Source organism: Mycobacterium sp. KBS0706 (assembly GCF_005938675.2).
GTDB lineage: Bacteria > Pseudomonadota > Alphaproteobacteria > DSM-16000 > Inquilinaceae > Inquilinus.
The window spans coordinates 104,181-120,215 of record NZ_VCCH02000015.1 but is presented as its reverse complement, the minus strand read 5'-3'; the positions used below and the strand labels follow the sequence as shown (position 1 = coordinate 120,215).

At 70.8% G+C, this 16,035-nt stretch carries 14 protein-coding genes; 3 read left to right on the top strand and 11 right to left on the bottom strand.

Features of this window, described 5'->3' with window-relative positions:
- Positions 1-376 precede the first annotated feature (376 nt).
- Positions 377-802 (bottom strand): hypothetical protein, encoded by a 426-nt coding sequence (locus FFK22_RS10970; protein WP_138889313.1) that lies wholly within the window; start codon positions 800-802, stop codon positions 377-379.
- 175 nt (positions 803-977) lie between these two features.
- On the opposite strand from FFK22_RS10970, the gene FFK22_RS10965 reads away from it, so the two are divergent.
- Positions 978-1,661, top strand: coding sequence for a FadR/GntR family transcriptional regulator (locus FFK22_RS10965; protein WP_186002410.1), 684 nt, complete (start codon positions 978-980; stop codon positions 1,659-1,661).
- A 7-nt stretch (positions 1,662-1,668) separates the two neighbouring features.
- Here the strand turns inward: FFK22_RS10965 and FFK22_RS10960 are convergent, their stop codons facing one another.
- From FFK22_RS10960 to FFK22_RS10915, 10 genes are all read right to left on the bottom strand, one after another.
- Positions 1,669-2,409, bottom strand: coding sequence for an ATP-binding cassette domain-containing protein (locus tag FFK22_RS10960; RefSeq protein ID WP_138889311.1), 741 nt, complete (start codon positions 2,407-2,409; stop codon positions 1,669-1,671).
- Positions 2,402-3,436 (bottom strand): ribose ABC transporter, encoded by a 1,035-nt coding sequence (locus FFK22_RS10955; RefSeq protein ID WP_138889310.1) that lies wholly within the window; start codon positions 3,434-3,436, stop codon positions 2,402-2,404. The genes FFK22_RS10960 and FFK22_RS10955 overlap by 8 nt, the downstream gene beginning before the upstream one ends.
- A 65-nt stretch (positions 3,437-3,501) precedes the next feature.
- Complete coding sequence (locus FFK22_RS10950) at positions 3,502-4,488, bottom strand: ABC transporter substrate-binding protein (protein ID WP_138889309.1); 987 nt, start codon at positions 4,486-4,488, stop codon at positions 3,502-3,504.
- Between the two features lie 57 nt (positions 4,489-4,545).
- Positions 4,546-6,096 carry an L-fuculokinase gene (locus FFK22_RS10945; protein WP_138889308.1) on the bottom strand — a complete coding sequence of 517 codons (1,551 nt, stop codon included), beginning with the start codon at positions 6,094-6,096 and terminating at the stop codon, positions 4,546-4,548.
- Between the two features lie 23 nt (positions 6,097-6,119).
- Positions 6,120-6,908 (bottom strand): class I fructose-bisphosphate aldolase, encoded by a 789-nt coding sequence (locus FFK22_RS10940; RefSeq protein ID WP_138889307.1) that lies wholly within the window; start codon positions 6,906-6,908, stop codon positions 6,120-6,122.
- 210 nt (positions 6,909-7,118) lie between these two features.
- Positions 7,119-8,762, bottom strand: coding sequence for an ABC transporter ATP-binding protein (locus FFK22_RS10935; RefSeq protein WP_138889306.1), 1,644 nt, complete (start codon positions 8,760-8,762; stop codon positions 7,119-7,121).
- Position 8,763: 1 nt separating this feature from the next.
- Complete coding sequence (locus FFK22_RS10930) at positions 8,764-9,624, bottom strand: ABC transporter permease (protein WP_138889305.1); 861 nt, start codon at positions 9,622-9,624, stop codon at positions 8,764-8,766.
- Positions 9,621-10,577 carry an ABC transporter permease gene (locus FFK22_RS10925; RefSeq protein WP_138889304.1) on the bottom strand — a complete coding sequence of 319 codons (957 nt, stop codon included), beginning with the start codon at positions 10,575-10,577 and terminating at the stop codon, positions 9,621-9,623. Before FFK22_RS10925 ends, FFK22_RS10930 begins: the two co-directional genes overlap by 4 nt.
- Positions 10,578-10,803: 226 nt before the next feature.
- Entirely contained in the window at positions 10,804-12,417 is a 1,614-nt protein-coding gene (locus FFK22_RS10920) for an ABC transporter substrate-binding protein (protein WP_138889303.1), read from the bottom strand.
- Positions 12,418-12,617: 200 nt separating this feature from the next.
- Positions 12,618-13,283 (bottom strand): haloacid dehalogenase type II, encoded by a 666-nt coding sequence (locus tag FFK22_RS10915; protein ID WP_138889302.1) that lies wholly within the window; start codon positions 13,281-13,283, stop codon positions 12,618-12,620.
- Positions 13,284-13,486: 203 nt separating this feature from the next.
- Between FFK22_RS10915 and argE the strand changes: the two genes are divergently transcribed.
- On the top strand, positions 13,487-14,635 hold the full coding sequence (gene argE / locus FFK22_RS10910; RefSeq protein ID WP_138889301.1) for an acetylornithine deacetylase: 1,149 nt from the start codon (positions 13,487-13,489) through the stop codon (positions 14,633-14,635).
- 87 nt (positions 14,636-14,722) lie between these two features.
- Complete coding sequence (locus FFK22_RS10905) at positions 14,723-16,000, top strand: FAD-binding oxidoreductase (RefSeq protein ID WP_138889300.1); 1,278 nt, start codon at positions 14,723-14,725, stop codon at positions 15,998-16,000.
- Positions 16,001-16,035 lie beyond the last annotated feature (35 nt).

Genomic DNA, 16,035 nt, shown 5'->3' with positions numbered 1-16,035 from the left:
GCACCCGATCCGGGTGCCGCAAGGCTGGAACGATGGCGCCGAGGCTGCGGACGTCGAGCCGGCGGAGACCGTCGCCGATCGCGAGCCTGCAGAGGCCTGGCCCCGGCCGCCGGATGACTCAGACGCCGGCCAGCCCATGCCGAAGCCGCCGAAACCGGACAGCAGCTGAGAGCTGCGCATTGTCCCGCGCTCCCTCACGACAGCTCGGATATTTTTGCCTCTCCCGTTTACGGGAGAGGTCGGAGGCGCTTGCGCCTCCGGGTGAGGGGGGTTTGTCGAGGCCGGGGCCCGCCCTCACCCGGTCTCGCTGCGCGAGCCCGACCTCTCCCGTAAACGGGAGAGGCACTGCGTTGTTCCGATCGCGCCGGCTCGCCTCCTACTTCACCACGAACGTCCCGCGCATGCTGTCGCCCTCGGTCTCCGGGGCGAGGAAGGTGAAGGTGCCGGGGCGGATCGGCACGAAGGTGATGGTGGCCTTGCCGGCGTCGTCGAACTCGATCGAATCCAGGCCCAGCGGCCGGATCTCGATCTTGTTGACCACCACCTCGTTGATCCAGATGTTGCGGAAGAACTCCGGCGCGGCGATGCCCAGCTCGGCGGTGCCGTCGGCCTCGATCGTCCAGCGGTAGTATTTGCCGGCCTCCAGCTCGTAGGGCTTGTCCGGGAAGGGCACGCCGGAGGACAGCTTCAGCGTCTCCAGGGTGGTCGGGCGCGTGGTCAGCCCGGCCTGGGCCGCGGCGGGCCCGGCGAGACCCAGCGCCAGCAGCAGGGCGGCCGCCGCCGCGATCGTCGGTGCACGCATCTCAAGCTCCCTCCGTGTCCGGCGGTCCGCCCCGCCCGTTCGGGTGAGTATGGCGGCCGGTCCGCGCTAGGTCCGTTGTCCTTTGGTCCAAGCCGGGCCCGGCCGGTGTATGCTCGATGGCGGCGATCACGATCGGGGGGAGACATGCGGCGCAGCGGGACAGGACTCGGCTGAGATGGGGCGCAGCCTCGACCGCCTCGCCGCCTCGGTCGTCGACGGCATCCTCGACGACATCGCCGCCGGCCGGCTGAACCCGGGCGAGCCGCTGGCGCCCGAGGCGGCGCTGGCCGAGCGCTTCGCCGTGTCCAAGCCGGTGGTGCGCGAGGCCATGGCCCGGCTCGCGGTGCAGGGCGTGGTCGCCATCCGCCACGGCCGGACGACCGTGGTGCAGCCGCTGTCGGGCGGCGCCGTCGCCGGCCTGTTCGCCACCCTCGCCCGCGCCTATGGCATCGCGCCGGGCGAGTTCTCCGCCCTGCGCCGGGCGGTCGAGATCGAGATCGCCGGCCTGGCCGCCGCCCGCGCCAGCGCCGATGAGGTCGCCGGTCTGATCGAGGCGGTCGAGCTGATGGCGTCGGAGATCCGCACCATCGACCCCTGGGTCGAGGCCGACCTCCTGTTCCACCGCCGCCTCGCCGCCATCGCCGGCCAGCGCCTCTTGGCCCATCTGCTGGAGGCGCTCGAGGCCTCGACCCGCGAGACCATGCGCAACGCCAAGCTGAAGCGCGACCTCGCCACCACCCAGCGCGCCTTGCGCTGCCACATCGAGCTGGCCGAGGCGGTGCGCGCCCGCGACCCCGATCGCGCCCGCGCCCTGATGGTCGCCCATTTCGACATCGTCGCCGACCTGGACGGGCCGTGAGGTGTGGTCAACCACCCACCATCAGCCGCACGACCTCGTCCGCATCCGTCTCCGCGGTCCGGCGCTCGCCGGCCTTGACCCCGCGGCGCAGCACCACGATGCGGTCCGCCACCGCGAAGATGTCGCCGAGATTGTGCGAGATGAACACCACGCCCTTGCCCTGCGCCTTCAGCGCCTGCACCAGGGCCAGCACCTTGCGCTGCTCCGGCACGCCCAGCGCCGCGGTCGGCTCGTCCATGATCAGGATCCGCGCGTTCCAGTAGATCGCCCGGCCGATCGCGACGGCCTGGCGCTGGCCGCCGGAGAAGGTCGCGACCGGCGCCTCCAGCCGGTCGACATGGAAGTCCAGCCGCGCCATGGTCTGCCGCGCCGCCTCGGCCATGTGCCTGCGGTCCAGCACCGGCAGGAAGCCGAACAGCCGCCGCTTCGGCTCGCGGCCGAGGAAGATGTTGGCCCCGATCGACAGGTTGTCGGCCAGCGCCAGGTCCTGGTAGATCGTCTCGATGCCGCGGTCGCGCGCGTCATGCGGCGTGGCGAAGGAGACCGGCTCGCCGGCCAGGCGGATCTCGCCCTCGTCATGGCGGTGGACGCCGGAGATCGCCTTGATCAGCGTCGACTTGCCGGCGCCGTTGTCCCCCGCCAGCGCCAGCACCTCGCCGGCGGCGAGGTCGAGCGACACGCCGCTCAGCGCCTGCACCCCGCCGAAGCGCTTCGACAGGCCGCGGACCGACAGCAGCGGTTCAGTCATCTTGCCGTCCCCGCGCAAGCCGGCGCTGGCTCTGGTCGACCAGCACCGAGATGATGATGACGACGCCCACCGCGACGAACTGCCAGAACGGCTCGACGTCGATGAACACCAGCCCGTACTGGATCACCGCGATCACCAGGGCGCCGGCGATGGTGCCGCCGATCGTGCCCGACCCGCCGAACAGGCTGGCGCCGCCGATCACCACCGCGGCGATCGAATCCAGCAGCAGCGGCTCCCCCGCCTGGGCCGCGCCGGCGTTGAAGCGGGCGGCATACAGCGATCCCGCCAGCCCGGCGCAGACCGCGGCGAGCAGGTACAGCCGGATGGCGTGGCGCCGCACGTCGATGCCGGCCCGCAGCGCCGCGTTGCGGTTGGCGCCGATGGCATAGGTGTGCTGGCCGAAGCGGGTCTGCGACAGCAGGTAGTGCATCGCCAGCGCGGCGATCACGGTGATCAGCACCACGGTCGGGATGCCGGCGACCCGGCCGTTGCCGATGGTGGCGAACCAGCTGTTGACCACCGGGACCGTGGTGCCGCCGGCGATCAGGAAGGCGGCGCCGCGGGCGACGCCGTACATGCCCAGCGTGCCGATGAAGGGCGGCACCTTGAGATGCGCGATCAGCCAGCCATTGACCAGCCCGGGCACGAAGGCCACGCCCACGCCGGCGGCAAGCCCCAGCAGCATTGCCGGCACCGGGCCGAGGCCGATCACCGGCCCCAGATTGGCCGCATGCGCCGCGACCACCGAGGCCAGCCCCATGGTGAAGCCGACCGACAGGTCGATGCCGGCCGAGATGATGATGAAGGTCTGCCCCAGCGCCAGCAGCAGCGGCGCCACCGCGAAGATGCCGATCGACTGCAGGTTGTACGGGTTCAGGATGAAGGTCGTGTCGTAGACGATCCGGGCCCAGGCCTCGAAGAACACGACCAGCAGGATCAGGAACAGCCAGGCCCGCAGCTCCGCCACCCGGAGCAGGAAGGCCCGGCCGCTGCTCGTGGTCGGGGAGGGGATCGAGGAGATCGACATGGCGGCTCCTGGTCGGAAGGACCAGGCCGCCGTCTCCGGCGGCCTGATGTTCGTCACGCGGCGGATCAGCCCGTGTACAGGAACCGTGCCACCTTCGGGTCGTCGATATTCGCCTTGTCCATCACGGTGAAGCCGGTGCCGATCGCGGTCGGCACCGACTGGTCGGTCAGATGGGCGAAGGCGCTGATCACGCCGAAATAGCCGATCTCGGACGGGTGCTGGGCGATGGCGATGTCGACCGTGCCGTTCTTCAGATCTTCGACGATCGATTGCGGCGCGTCGAAGGCCGCGACCTTGACCGCGCCCGCCTTGCCCGCCTGCTTGACGCCGTTGGCGGAGCCGAGGGCGGAGAACAGGTTGGCGCCGAACACCCCGGCCAGGTCCGGGTTGCGGGCCAGCACCGCCTGCAGCTGCGACGCCGCCTTGTTGGCGTCGTCGTCGTTGAACTGCGTCTCCAGCACCTCGATGCCGGAATGGGCCTTGATCTCGTCCTTGAACCCCTCCTCGCGCTGGTCGGTGGTGGAGATGCCGGGCTTGACGTTGGAGACGTAGACCTTGCCCTTGCCGCCGATCGACTTGGCCAGCGCCCGCGCCGCGATGCGGCCACCCAGGATGTTGTCCGAGGCGATGTAGGACAGCGGGAAGTCGGCATTGCCCTCGCCGGCCTGGTACACGCCGGTGCCGATGAAGGTGTCGACGGTGAAGACCGGGACGCCGGCATCCACCGCCTTGCGCAGCGGCTCGATCAGCTGGGTCTTGTCGGTCGGCGCCACCAGCAGGGCGTCGGGCTTGCGCGCGATCACCGCATCCAGCACCGGCACCTGCAGCACCGGGTTGAACTCGGGCGCACCCTGGAACACCAGCTCGGCCCCCACCGCCTTGCAGGCGGCCTCGGCGCCGCGCCGCATGGTGATGTAGAAGGCGTCCGTCGTCAGGCCGGGGACGAGGGCGATCTTGAAGCTCTTGCCTTGCGCCGCGGCCGGGGCGATCGCGGCAGTGCCGGCGAGCGCGGCCGAGGCTCCCATGAGGGATAGAAGCAATCTCCGTTCCATCGTTTCCTCCATCTGTCTGGTTGGTTGTTGCTTTCTTCTTGGTCGTTGGCACGGGGGTCAGGCCGGGACCAGCTCGGCCTTGCGGTCGAAGCCGGCCAGGGCATGGTTCAGCGGGGTCAGCGTCGCATGCAGCCGCTCGAACACCGAGCGGTGCAGCGCATCATAGCGCTCGGCGAGGCCGGGATCCGGCGCCACCGTACGGTGCCGCTGGTCGATCGCGGCCAGGGCGGCGTCGAGATCGGGCCACAGCCCGGCGGCGACGCCGCCCAGCAGCGCGGCGCCCAGCGCCGTGGCCTCGGGCTCGTCCACCACCGTCACCGGGCGGCCATAGACATTGGCCTTGATCTCGAGGAACAGGGCATTGCGCGAGCTGCCGCCGATCGCCCGGATCTCGGTCGGCGGCGTGATCCCTGGCAGCGCTGCCATGGCATCGACCATCAGCCGCGCCTGCATCGCCAGCCCCTCCAGCACCGCCCGATACAGGGCGCCGCGGCCGGCATGGGCGGTCAGGCCGATGAAGGCCCCGCGCGCGCTGGTGTCCGGGTCGGGCGGCGGGCTGTAGACCAGATGCGGCAGGAACACCACGCCCTGGCTGCCCGGCTCGACCGCGCGGGCCTCGGCGATCAGCGCCTCGTGCTCGGCCTGGCCGGTCAGCGAGCGGAACCATTCCACCGCCCCGCCGGAGCTGTTGATGCCGCCGCCGAGATAGGACAGAGGGCGGTGGGTCTCGATCGCGCCCTGGATGAAGCCGCGCCGCATCACCGCCGGGTCGAGCAGCGGGAAGGAAGTCGCCAGCAGCACCGCCTCGGCGGTGCCGAGGCTGTCCAGCAGCATGCCCGGACGGGTGATCCCGGCGGCGTAGGAGCCGCAGAGATGGTCGTGGCCGCCGGTGGCGACCACCGGCCGCCCGGCCAGCCCGGTCTCGGCCAGCACCTCCGGCCGCACCGGGCCGATCGCGGCGCCGGAGGGCAGGATCGGCGGCAGCAGGGCGGTGTCGATCGCGGCGAGGCCCAGCAGCTCCTCCGACCAACGGCGCTCATGGATGTCGAAGCAGAGGGTGCGCGAGGCCAGGGTCGGCTCGGTGGCCGCCACGCCGGTCAGGCGGAAGGCGATCCAGTCGGCGATGGCCAGCACCCGGCGGGCGCGGCCCATCGCCTCCGGCCAATGCGCGCGCATCCAGGCCAGCTTGCACAGGGTCAGAGTCGGGTCGAGGGCAAGGCCGGTGATCTGGAAGATACGATCCGGGCCGATCGTCTCGGCCAGCTCCCGCGCCGCCGCCTCGGTGCGCCGGTCGAACCAGACCAGCGACGGCGCCAGTGACCGGCCGCTATCGTCGACCAGCACGCAGCTCTCGCCGACGCTGCCGACTGCGAGGCCGGCGACCGGCTTGCCGCCGAGCGACCGGGCGACCTCGGCCAGGCAGTCCATGACCGCGGCGAACAGCCCGTCGGGATCGTATTCGCCGCGCCCGCCCGCCTGCATCCGGGCCGGGGTCGGCCGCGCCGCCTGCGCCGCCCGGCGGCCGCGCGCATCGAAGGCGATGGCGCGGACCGACCGGGTGCCGACATCGATGCCGATCAGGAAGGGCGGTTCGAAGCGCGTCGCCATCTCTGGCCCCGCAATGCGTGTTGTCAGCCGGGCAAGCCGCCGGCGGCCATCGCCTCGTCGACGCCATGGCCGCGATGGATGATCGCCGCCAAAGCGCGCACCACCGCCGCCGGGTCCGGCGCCTGCCAGATGTTGCGGCCGAACACCACGCCGCGCCCGCCGGCCTGGACCGAGCCGTGCACCACCGCCAGCGCGTCCCGCACCGTCTCCATCTTCACGCCGCCGGCGATCAGCACCGGGGCGGGGCAGGTCGAGGTGACCCGGCGGAAGCTGTCGGCCGAGCCGGTGTAGTAGGTCTTGACGATGTCGGCGCCGAGCTCGAAGGCGATGCGCGAGGCCGAGGCCATGGCGCCGGCATCGAGCGGGTTGGGGATGCGCTCGGCCGGGCAGGGCAGCGCCTCGACCATCACCGGCAGCCCGTCGGCGGCGCAGTCGCCGACCACCCGGGCGACGATGTCGTAGGTGCGCATCTCGACGTCGCCGCCCATGAAGCCCATGACGCAGACCCCGTCGACGCCCAGCCGGCGGGCGTCCTCCACCGTGTGCAGCAGGCTCCACTCGGTGTAGCGCAGCCAGTCCTCGCGGGTGATGCTGGGGCCGCCATCCAGCCGCAGATAGACCGGCAGCCGGCCGAGCAGCTTGTCGCGGTAGTGCTTGATCACGCCATAGGAGGTCATGATCGCGTCGGCCCCGGCCGCGATCACGCGGTCCAGCACCAAGCCTGGGTCCTCGAGCCCCGGCACCACGCCGAGCGTCCGGGCGTGGTCCATGGCGATGACGATGCCGCGATCACCGAAGGAGAGTCTGGCCATGCTGCTCACCGGTTGGTTGCGGGAGGATCTGGCTGTCGGGATATGCGCTGACAGGTCGGATGTTAGTTATCAGATAAGTTCTGTCAACGAATGATTGTTTCGCATATGCGGTATGGAGTGGCCGTTTATGTCGGATGGAATGGCCGAACACGGCCGCGATCCTGAGAGAGCACCTGCTCTGGCAGTGCAGCATTCACTCTCGTCGCCGTGTCAGGCGGCGGAGACCACCCGCGCGCGCTCGTCCAGCCAGCCGGGGCGCAGCTCAGGCACCGAGGCCAGCAGCAGCTTGGTATAGGCGGCCTGCGGCGCGCGCAGCACCTGCTCGGTCGGCCCGGCCTCGACGGTCCGGCCCTGGCGCAGCACCAGCACCTCATGGCTGATCGATCGGACCACGCCGAGATCGTGGCTGATGAACATCAGGGCGACGCCGAGTTCGCGCTGCAGCTCGGTCAGCAGGTCCAGCACCGCCTCGCCGACCACGGTGTCGAGGGCGGAGGTGACCTCGTCGCACAGGATCAGCTCGGGGTCGGCCGCCAGCGCCCGGGCCAGGTTGACGCGCTGCTTCTGCCCGCCCGACAGCTCGCCCGGCAGCCGGTCGGCCACCGCCGCGGGCAGGCGCACGAGGTCGAGCAGGCGGTGCAGCCGTTGCCGGCGCTGGCGGTCGCCCTGGCCGTGATAGAAGGCCAGCGGCCGGGCGATGATCTGCTCGACGGTGCGGGCCGGATTCAGCGCCGTGTCGGCGTTCTGGAACACGATCTGGATGCGGCGCAGCTGGTCGCGGCTGCGGCCCTGGAGCGTGGCCGGCAGCGCCTCGCCGTCCAGCAGGATACGGCCGCGCGCCGCCGGCAGCAGCCCGGCGATCACCCGGGCCAGCGTGCTCTTGCCGCTGCCGGATTCGCCGATCACGCCGAGGGTGCGGCCGCACCGGATCGACAGGTCGATATCCTGCAGTGCCGTGACCGGCGGCCGCGCGCCGGGCCGGGCCGCGCCGAAGCCGGCGAGCAGCCCTTCGACCCGCAGCAGCGGGGCCGCCTCGGCCGGCGCCGGATCCTCGCCGGCGGTCCGCCGCGCCGGGGTGGCGGCGGCGATCAGCTGACGGGTGTAGCCGTCCTCCGGCGTGGTCACCAGGCGCTCGGTTGGCCCTGTCTCCTGCAGCCGGCCATGGCGCAGCACCGCGATCCGGTCGGCGATCTGGGCGACCACGGCGAGGTCGTGCGAGACGTAGATGCCGGTCGTCTTCCGGGTCCGCACCACGGCCTTGAAGGCACGCAGTACCTCGATCTGGGTGGTCACGTCCAGCGCCGTGGTCGGCTCGTCGAAGATCACCAGCTCGGGGTCGTTGATCAGCGCCATGGCGGCCATCAAGCGTTGCAGCTGGCCGCCCGAGACCTGGTGCGGATAGCGGTCGCCGATCCGGTCGGGGTCGGGCAGGGCCAGCTCGCGGAACAGCTGGCGCGCCTTGGTTCGGGCCGCCTCCGCGGGCATGGTGCCGTGGATCAGCGCGCTCTCGATCACCTGCGCCATGATGCTGCGCGACGGGTTGAAGGCGGCCGCGGCACTCTGGGCGATATAGGCGATCTGGCGGCCGCGCAGGCCCCGCAGGGTCTTGCGGTCGAGCGCCAGGATCTCGCGCCCGAAGACATTGACCGAGCCGCCGGTGATACGGCAGCCGCCGCGGCAATAGCCCATCGTCGCCAGGGCCATGGTGGTCTTGCCCGAGCCGGATTCGCCGATCAGCGCCAGCACCTCACCCTGGCGGATGGTGAAGCCGACATCGTCGACGATCACGGCCTCGCCGCCCTCCTCGGTGCGGGCGGTGACGCGCAGCCCCGAGACCTGGACGGTCGCGGTCATCTCAATGCCCCTCACGGCGGCGGCCGGGCAGGCTGTCGATCAGCAGGTTGACGCCGATGGTCAGCACCGCGATGGCGATGGCCGGCATGATCACGGCCGGCGCCCCCTCGCTCAGGCCCGAGATGTTCTCGCGCACCAGCGACCCCCAATCGGCGTTCGGCGGCTGCACGCCGAGGCCGAGGAAGCTCAGGCTGCTCAGCAGCAGCACGACGAAGACGAAGCGCAGTCCGAAATCCGCCAGGATCGGCCCGACCATGTTCGGCAGCACCTCCTGCAGCATGATGTATCCGGTGCGCTCGCCGCGGGCGCGGGCGGCCAGGACGAAATCCTCCGCCGCGATGTTGACGCCGAGCGCCCGGGTGATGCGGAAGCAGCCCGGCAGGTAGATGAAGGCCAGTGTCAGCACCAGGATCGGGGTGGAGGAGCCGAGGCCTGCCACCAGCACCAGCGCCAGCATCTTGCTCGGGATCGAGGTCAGGGCGTCGAGCGTCCGGCTCAAGAGCGCGTCGGGCCAGCCGCCGACCGCGGCGGCGAACAGGCCCAGGCACACGCCGGCGCCGCAGGCCAGGAGGGTGGCGAGGCCGGCGATGCCGACGGTGTAGCGGGCGCCGAGCAGCACGCGGCTCAGCATGTCGCGGCCGAGATAGTCGGTGCCCAGCGGGAAGGCGGCGCTGACCGGCTTGAACACTTCGTAGTCGATCACCGCGCCGGCGTCGTAGGGAGCGAGAGCCCAACCGAAGGCCGCGACCGCGACGCAGAGCAGGACGATCGCGGCGCCGATCACGCCGGACACGGGCAGGCGCAGCCGGCGCGATCGGCGCCGGGGCAGCAATTCCACCGGATCGAGGGCGGGCTGGGTCATCGGTGGCGCAGCTTCGGGTTGGACAGGATCGCGGCGATGTCGGCCGCGGTGACCAGCAGCAGGTAGACGGCGCAGAACACCATGGCGCAGGACTGCACCACCGGCATGTCGCGCATGGCGACGCTGTCGACCATCAGCTTGGCGATGCCCGGATAGTTGAAGATGGTCTCGACGATGATCACGCCGCCCAGCAGGTAGGACAGGCTGAGCGCCACGGCGTTGGCGATGGCGCCGATCGCGTTGGGCAAAGCGTGGCGCAGCACGATGCGCGCCGGGCTGGCCCCCTTCAGCGCCGCCATCTCGACATAGGGCGACCGCAGCGTCTCGATCACCGCGGCCCGGGTCATCCGCGCCATCTGCGCCGTCACCACGAAGGTCAGGCTCAGCACCGGCATGGCGACGGCGCGCAGGAACTGCAGCGGCGAGGCATGGGCCGGGACGAAGGACAGCGCCGGCAGCCAGTGCAGATGGACCGCGAAGATCAGCACTGCGACGGTGGCGACCAGGAACTCCGGCACCGCCACGACCGAGATGGTGGCGGTGGCCACCGCCCGGTCGTAGAGCGAGCCGCGCCAGACCGCGGAGGTGATGCCGATCGCCAGCGCCAGCGGCACCGCCACGGCGGCGACGATGGCGGCCAGCAGCAGCGAGCTGGCGAGGCGGGTGCCGATCAGTGGGCCGATCGGCTGGCGGCTGACCAGCGACACGCCCGGGTCGCCGGTCAGCATCCCGCCGAGCCAGTGGAGGAAGCGCTGCGCCGCCGGCTGGTCCAGCCCCAGCGCGGTGCGCAGCCCGGACACCGCCTCCGGCGTCGCGCTCTGGCCCAGGATCGCCTGGGCCACATCGCCCGGCAGCAGCTGGGTGGCGACGAACACCACCACGGCGACGAAGACCAGGGTCAGCGCCGCAACGACCAGCCGCCCCCCGATCAGCTTCGTGATCTGGGCGTTCATCGCCCGGTCTCCCGATCAGAGCGGGCTGACACCATAGCTTTGTTTTGCCTCTCCCGCCTGGCGGGAGAGGTCGGGCATCCGAAGGATGACCGGGTGAGGGCTGGTCCAGGCCTCGACAAAATCCCCTCACCCGGAGCCGCTTCGCGTCTCCGACCTCTCCCGCAAGCGGGAGAGGCAACCGGAGTGCGCCCTGGGATCTGTGAAGCCGGCATCCCCAAATCCGATGCTAGCTGTCCAGCCAGACATACTCGCCGAAGCCATAGCCCATCAGGGCGCCGGTCGGCATCGGCTTCAGCCCCTTCAGGCTGCTGGTGTAGGCGTCGAGGTTGCTGATGAAGGTCGGGATGGCCACGCCGGAGCCGTCGCGCACCATCACCTGCAGGTCGTGATACATCTGCCGGCGCTTGTCCTCCTCGGTCTCGGCCCGGGCGGCGACCAGCAGCTGGTCGAACTTCTCGTCCTTCCAGCCGGATTCGTTCCAGGCCGCGTCCGACTTGTAGAACAGCGTCAGCAGCAGGTCGGCGGTCGGCCGCGGGTTGATGTTGCCGAAACCGACCGGCGACTTCATCCAGTAATTCGACCAGAAGCCGTCCGACGGCACCCGCTGCACGTCGAGCGTCAGCCCGATCTTCTGCGCCTCCTGCTGCAGCAGCACCGCCATCTCCACCGAATTGTCGGCGGCGGGGGAGGCGACGACCGGGACGGTCGTGCCCAGCACCCCCGCCTTCTGGAAGTGGAACTTGGCCTGGTCCGGGTCGAAGGGCCGCTGCGGGATGTCCTTGGCGTAGAACCGGTTCGACGACGGGATCGGATGGTCGTTGGCGATCTCGGCATAGCCGCGATAGATCGCGGACTTGATCTGCTCGCGGTTGATCAGGCTCTTCATGCCCAGGACGAAGTCCGGGCTGCTGCCCGGCGCCGCATCCAGCCGCATGATCAGGTTGGTGTAGTTGCCGGCCCGGGTGTCCAGCACGCCGAAGGCGCCGGTGTCCTGCAGCTGCTTGACCGAGCGCGGATTGATGGTCGAGGCCAGGTGCACGTCGCCGGACAAGAGCGCATTGACCCGGGCACTCTCATCGGCCAGGCCGAAGAACTCGATCTGGTCGAGCCAGGGGCCGTCGCGCCAGTAGCTTTCGTTGCGCACGGCGACCGAGCGCACGCCGGGCGTGAACTCCTGGCACTTGAACGGGCCGGTGCCGACCGCGGTGGCGAAATCCTTGGTGCCGTCCTTGACGATGTGGAAATGGGCGGTGCCCAGGATCACCGGGAAATCGGCGTTCGGGCCCGACAGCTTGATGCGGACCTCGTTCGGGCCGGTCGCGCTGATCTCCTCCATCGCCGCTGCCAGGGCCTTGGCCTTGCTGCCGACCTCGGGGTCGAGATGGCGCTTCAGCGAGTAGACTACGTCCTCAGCCATGAGGGCCTTGCCGTCGTGGAAGGTGACGCCCTTCCGCAGCTTGATGGTCCAGACCGTCGCCTTGTCGTTCTCGATCGCCTCGGCCAGCTCCGGCTGCGGCTCGCCGGCTTCGTCGATCCGGGTCAGCTTGTTGTAGAACAGGTTGCAGCGGACATAGTCGGTCGACGCCGTCTGCTGGGCGGGGTCGAGCGTGTCGGCGGTCGAGCTGGTGTAGCCGGCGACGCGGATGCTGCCGCCGCGCTTCGGCGTGTCGGCCAGCGCCCGGCTGGCATGCGTGAACACCGACCCGCCGGCGGCCAGGCCCATGCCGGCCATCCCCAGCATGCCCAGCACCTCGCGCCGGGTGGCGCCGCGGCGCAGCGCCTCCAGCACCCGCCGGCGCTCGGCCGGGCGCATCGCTTCGAAATCGCTGATCTTCGTCATGCCGCCGTCCCTCTGTTGTGCGGGATCACCGATCCCGAGCTCCCTGATTGTTCTGATGCCGGGCATCCCGGACGCGCGGTGTTCCGCGTCGCCCCTCGCAGCCGCTGGTGGCGCGATGCCTCGGTTCCCGTCCGGTATGATGGCGACAGTCGTAGGATTGTCAACAATCTTAATGAAGACGATGCCGCCACCCGATCCGGCTACAGCCCGAGCAGGCCGGGCAGGCCGCTGATGTCCTTGATCTCGTGATAACCGTAATAGGGGTTGGCCGGTTCGTGCCCGCGGTTCACGAACACCTTGTTGGTGATCCGCAGGTCATGCGCGGTCATCAGGTCGTAGCGGAAGCTGGAGGAGCAGTGCAGCACGTCCTCCGGCCCGCAGCCGAGCTGGTCGAACATGTATTCGAAGGCGCGCATCCGCGGCTTGTAGGCCTGCGCCTCCTGCGCCGTATAGGCGGCGTGGAACGGGGCGCCGAGCTTCGCCACGCTGTGCGGGATCAGGTCGGTCATCGAGTTCGACAGGATGACCAGCGGGATGCGGGTGGCGACCTTGGCCAGCGCCTCCGGCACGTCCGGATGCGGCCCCCAGCCCGGGATGGCGTCGTAGATCGCCTGCGCGTCTGCCTCGCGGAACGGCACCTGCCACAGCTTGCAACTGCGCTCCAGCGCATTGCGCACGACCTCGAAATAGGGCTTCCAGGCGCCCAGCACCTCGTCCAGGCGATAGGCCGAGAAATCGGCGCAGAAGGCGTCCAGCCGCGACGCGACGACCCGGTCGGCATAGATCCGGCGGGCTACGGGCGCCATCTCGAAATAGATCAGGGTGCCGTAGCAGTCGAAGGTGACGTATTTCGGTCTCAGGGCCATGGTCGTCGCTCTCATGGGATCCACGATCGGGCCATCCTAGAAGGGGCGGGCCGCACGGCCAGCCCCCAACGCGCCGCATCGCCGGGCGATCATGCCGTTTGCGGCCGGCCGGATGGCACGACATGCCGATCCGCCGTCCTCCTTCGGCGCGACCGCGGCGGCGCGGCAGGGCAGGATGGCGATGCAACGGCAGGAGGCGCGCGATGAAGTCGGTCGAGGAGATTCTGGCGGATCTGGTGGCGATCCCGTCCGTCTGCCGCACCCCGAACGGGGCCATCGTCGACTATGCCCTGTCGTACCTTGCCGAGCACGGCGTGGCGGCCGAGGTGCTGCCGGGGCCGGAGGGTGACCGCGCCAACCTGTTCGCCACCATCGGTCCGGCGGATGTGCCGGGCACCATCCTGTCGGCGCATCTCGACGTGGTGCCGGCGGCGCCGGAGGGCTGGACCGGCCACCCCTTCGCCCTGCGCCGGGACGGCGACCGGCTGTTCGGTCGCGGCGCGGTCGACATGAAGGGCTTCGTCGCCTGCGTTCTGGCCTCCGTGCCCACCCTGGTCGAGGCCCGGCTGACGCGGCCGGTGCACATCGCCCTGTCCTATGACGAGGAGGTCGGCTGCGTCGGCGTGCGCCACCTGATCGACCGGTTACCGCTTCTCTGCGCCCCGCCCTCCGGCTGCATCGTCGGCGAGCCGACCGGGCTGCGCCCGGTGCTGCGGCACAAGGGCAAGATCGCCCAGCGGGTCCGCGTGCGCGGCCGCGCCGGCCATTCCTCCCGCCCCGACCTGGCGGACAACGCCATCCACCTGGCGGCGGAGCTGATGCTGGCGGTGCGGGACGAGGCTCGGCGGATCGAGGCCGAGGGCCCTTTCGATGACCGCTTCGCGCCGCCGGTCTCGACCCTGCAGGTCGGTGTCGTGTCCGGCGGCACCGGGGTCAACATCGTGCCGGCGGACTGCGTCTTCGACCTCGAGGCCCGCGCCATCCCGGGCACCGACCCGGCCGGGCTGTGGCGGCCGATCGCGGGCTTCGCCGAGGACCGGGTCGCGGCGCTGCGGGCCGAGGGGCGGTCGGTCGCCGTCGACAGCGAGACCCTCGCCCTCTACCCGGCGCTCGACCTTGCCGACGACCATCCGCTGGCGGCGCTGGCCGAGGCGATCGCGCAGCAGCCGCGGCAGGCCGCCGTCAGCTTCGGCACCGAGGCCGGCCTGTACCAGCAGGCCGGCGTGCCGTCGATCGTCTGCGGGCCGGGCGCCATCGACCGGGCGCACAAGCCGGACGAGTTCATCACCCGGGCCGAGCTGGCCTCCGGCGTCGCCATGCTGGGGCGACTGGTGTCTCATCTCTCGTTATGATTGTTGACAATCCTACGAGTGGCGTGATCAAGCTAATGGGTCGCCGCCGCGACGGGCGCTGATCCCCAGCGCGATCCAGGATCGATCATGAAGCTGGCTTCCTACTGGATGGATTCCGTGACGCCGTTCCAGGGCGCCGCCGCCGGCCCGGTCGGGGGCAAGGTGGATGTCGCCGTGATCGGCGCCGGCTTCACCGGCCTGTCGGCAGCGCTGGCGCTGGCAAGGCGTGGCGCCCGGGTGGCAGTGCTGGAAGCCGGGCGGGTCGGCGCCGGCGCCTCCGGCCGCAACGGCGGCCAGTGCAACAACGGCCTCGCGGTCGATTTCCAAGGCGTCGCGGCCCGCCACGGCCTCGACCGCGCCCGGCTGCTGTACCGCGCCTATGACGCCGCCGTGGACACGGTCGAGCGGCTGGTCCGGGAGGAGGGGATCGACTGCGACTTCCAGCGCACCGGCAAGATCAAGCTTGCCGCCAAGCCGGAGCATTTCGACAAGCTGCAGCGGGCGCAGGAGGTGCTGGCCCGCGAGGTCGACGCCGACACCGCTTTGGTCGCGGCCGGCGACCTGCGGGCCGAGATCGGGTCCGACCGGTTCCACGGCGGGCTGGTCTACCGGAAGAGCGCCGGCATGCATATGGGCCGGTTCTCCAAGGGGCTGGCCGAGGCGGCGGTGGCACGCGGCGCCGCGATCTTCGAGGATGCACCGGTCTCGGCGCTGGAGCGGCGGAACGGCCACGCCCATGAGGTGGTGACCGCCCGCGGCCGGCTGACGGCGTCGCAGGTGCTGCTGGCGACCGGCCCGTCGCGCGCGGGCCCCTTCGCCTGGTTCCGGCGCCGCGTCATCCCGATCGGCAGCTTCGTGATCGTCACCGAAAAGCTGCCGCAGGCGGTGGTGGACGAGCTGATGCCGACACGCCGGATGGCGACGGATTCGAAGAATGTCGGCACCTATTTCCGCATCCTCGGTGACAACCGCCTGCTGTTCGGCGGGCGGGCGCGCTTCGCCGTCTCCAGCCCGCTGTCCGACGCCAAGAGCGGCCGCGTGCTGCAGCGGACGCTGCGTGCCGTCTTCCCGCAGCTCGGCGACGTGCGCATCGATTATTGCTGGGGCGGGATTGTCGACATGACCGCCGACCGGCTGCCCCGGGCCGGCGTGCATGACGGCCTCTACTACTCGATGGGTTACAGCGGCCACGGCACCCAGATGGCCACCCATATGGGCGCGGTGATGGCCGAGGTAATGAGCGGCCGGCCGGAATGCAACGTCTTTCGCGACCTCGACTGGCCGGCGGTGCCCGGCCATTTCGGGCCCCCCTGGTTCCTGCCCCTGGTCGGCGCTTACTATCGGCTGCAGGACGTCCTGCATTGAGCGGGCCGGGCGGGACATCACGGGGGGTGGGGCAG

Excerpts from the sequence above, each read along its gene's own strand:
- FFK22_RS10970 (WP_138889313.1), bottom strand. The coding sequence starts at position 802 with ATGCGTGCACCGACGATCGCGGCGGCGGCCGCCCTGCTGCTGGCGCTG.
- FFK22_RS10965 (WP_186002410.1), top strand. The coding sequence starts at position 978 with ATGGGGCGCAGCCTCGACCGCCTCGCCGCCTCGGTCGTCGACGGCATC.
- FFK22_RS10960 (WP_138889311.1), bottom strand. The coding sequence starts at position 2,409 with ATGACTGAACCGCTGCTGTCGGTCCGCGGCCTGTCGAAGCGCTTCGGC.
- FFK22_RS10955 (WP_138889310.1), bottom strand. The coding sequence starts at position 3,436 with ATGTCGATCTCCTCGATCCCCTCCCCGACCACGAGCAGCGGCCGGGCC.
- FFK22_RS10950 (WP_138889309.1), bottom strand. The coding sequence starts at position 4,488 with ATGGAACGGAGATTGCTTCTATCCCTCATGGGAGCCTCGGCCGCGCTC.
- FFK22_RS10945 (WP_138889308.1), bottom strand. The coding sequence starts at position 6,096 with ATGGCGACGCGCTTCGAACCGCCCTTCCTGATCGGCATCGATGTCGGC.
- FFK22_RS10940 (WP_138889307.1), bottom strand. The coding sequence starts at position 6,908 with ATGGCCAGACTCTCCTTCGGTGATCGCGGCATCGTCATCGCCATGGAC.
- FFK22_RS10935 (WP_138889306.1), bottom strand. The coding sequence starts at position 8,762 with ATGACCGCGACCGTCCAGGTCTCGGGGCTGCGCGTCACCGCCCGCACC.
- FFK22_RS10930 (WP_138889305.1), bottom strand. The coding sequence starts at position 9,624 with ATGACCCAGCCCGCCCTCGATCCGGTGGAATTGCTGCCCCGGCGCCGA.
- FFK22_RS10925 (WP_138889304.1), bottom strand. The coding sequence starts at position 10,577 with ATGAACGCCCAGATCACGAAGCTGATCGGGGGGCGGCTGGTCGTTGCG.
- FFK22_RS10920 (WP_138889303.1), bottom strand. The coding sequence starts at position 12,417 with ATGACGAAGATCAGCGATTTCGAAGCGATGCGCCCGGCCGAGCGCCGG.
- FFK22_RS10915 (WP_138889302.1), bottom strand. The coding sequence starts at position 13,283 with ATGGCCCTGAGACCGAAATACGTCACCTTCGACTGCTACGGCACCCTG.
- argE (WP_138889301.1), top strand. The coding sequence starts at position 13,487 with ATGAAGTCGGTCGAGGAGATTCTGGCGGATCTGGTGGCGATCCCGTCC.
- FFK22_RS10905 (WP_138889300.1), top strand. The coding sequence starts at position 14,723 with ATGAAGCTGGCTTCCTACTGGATGGATTCCGTGACGCCGTTCCAGGGC.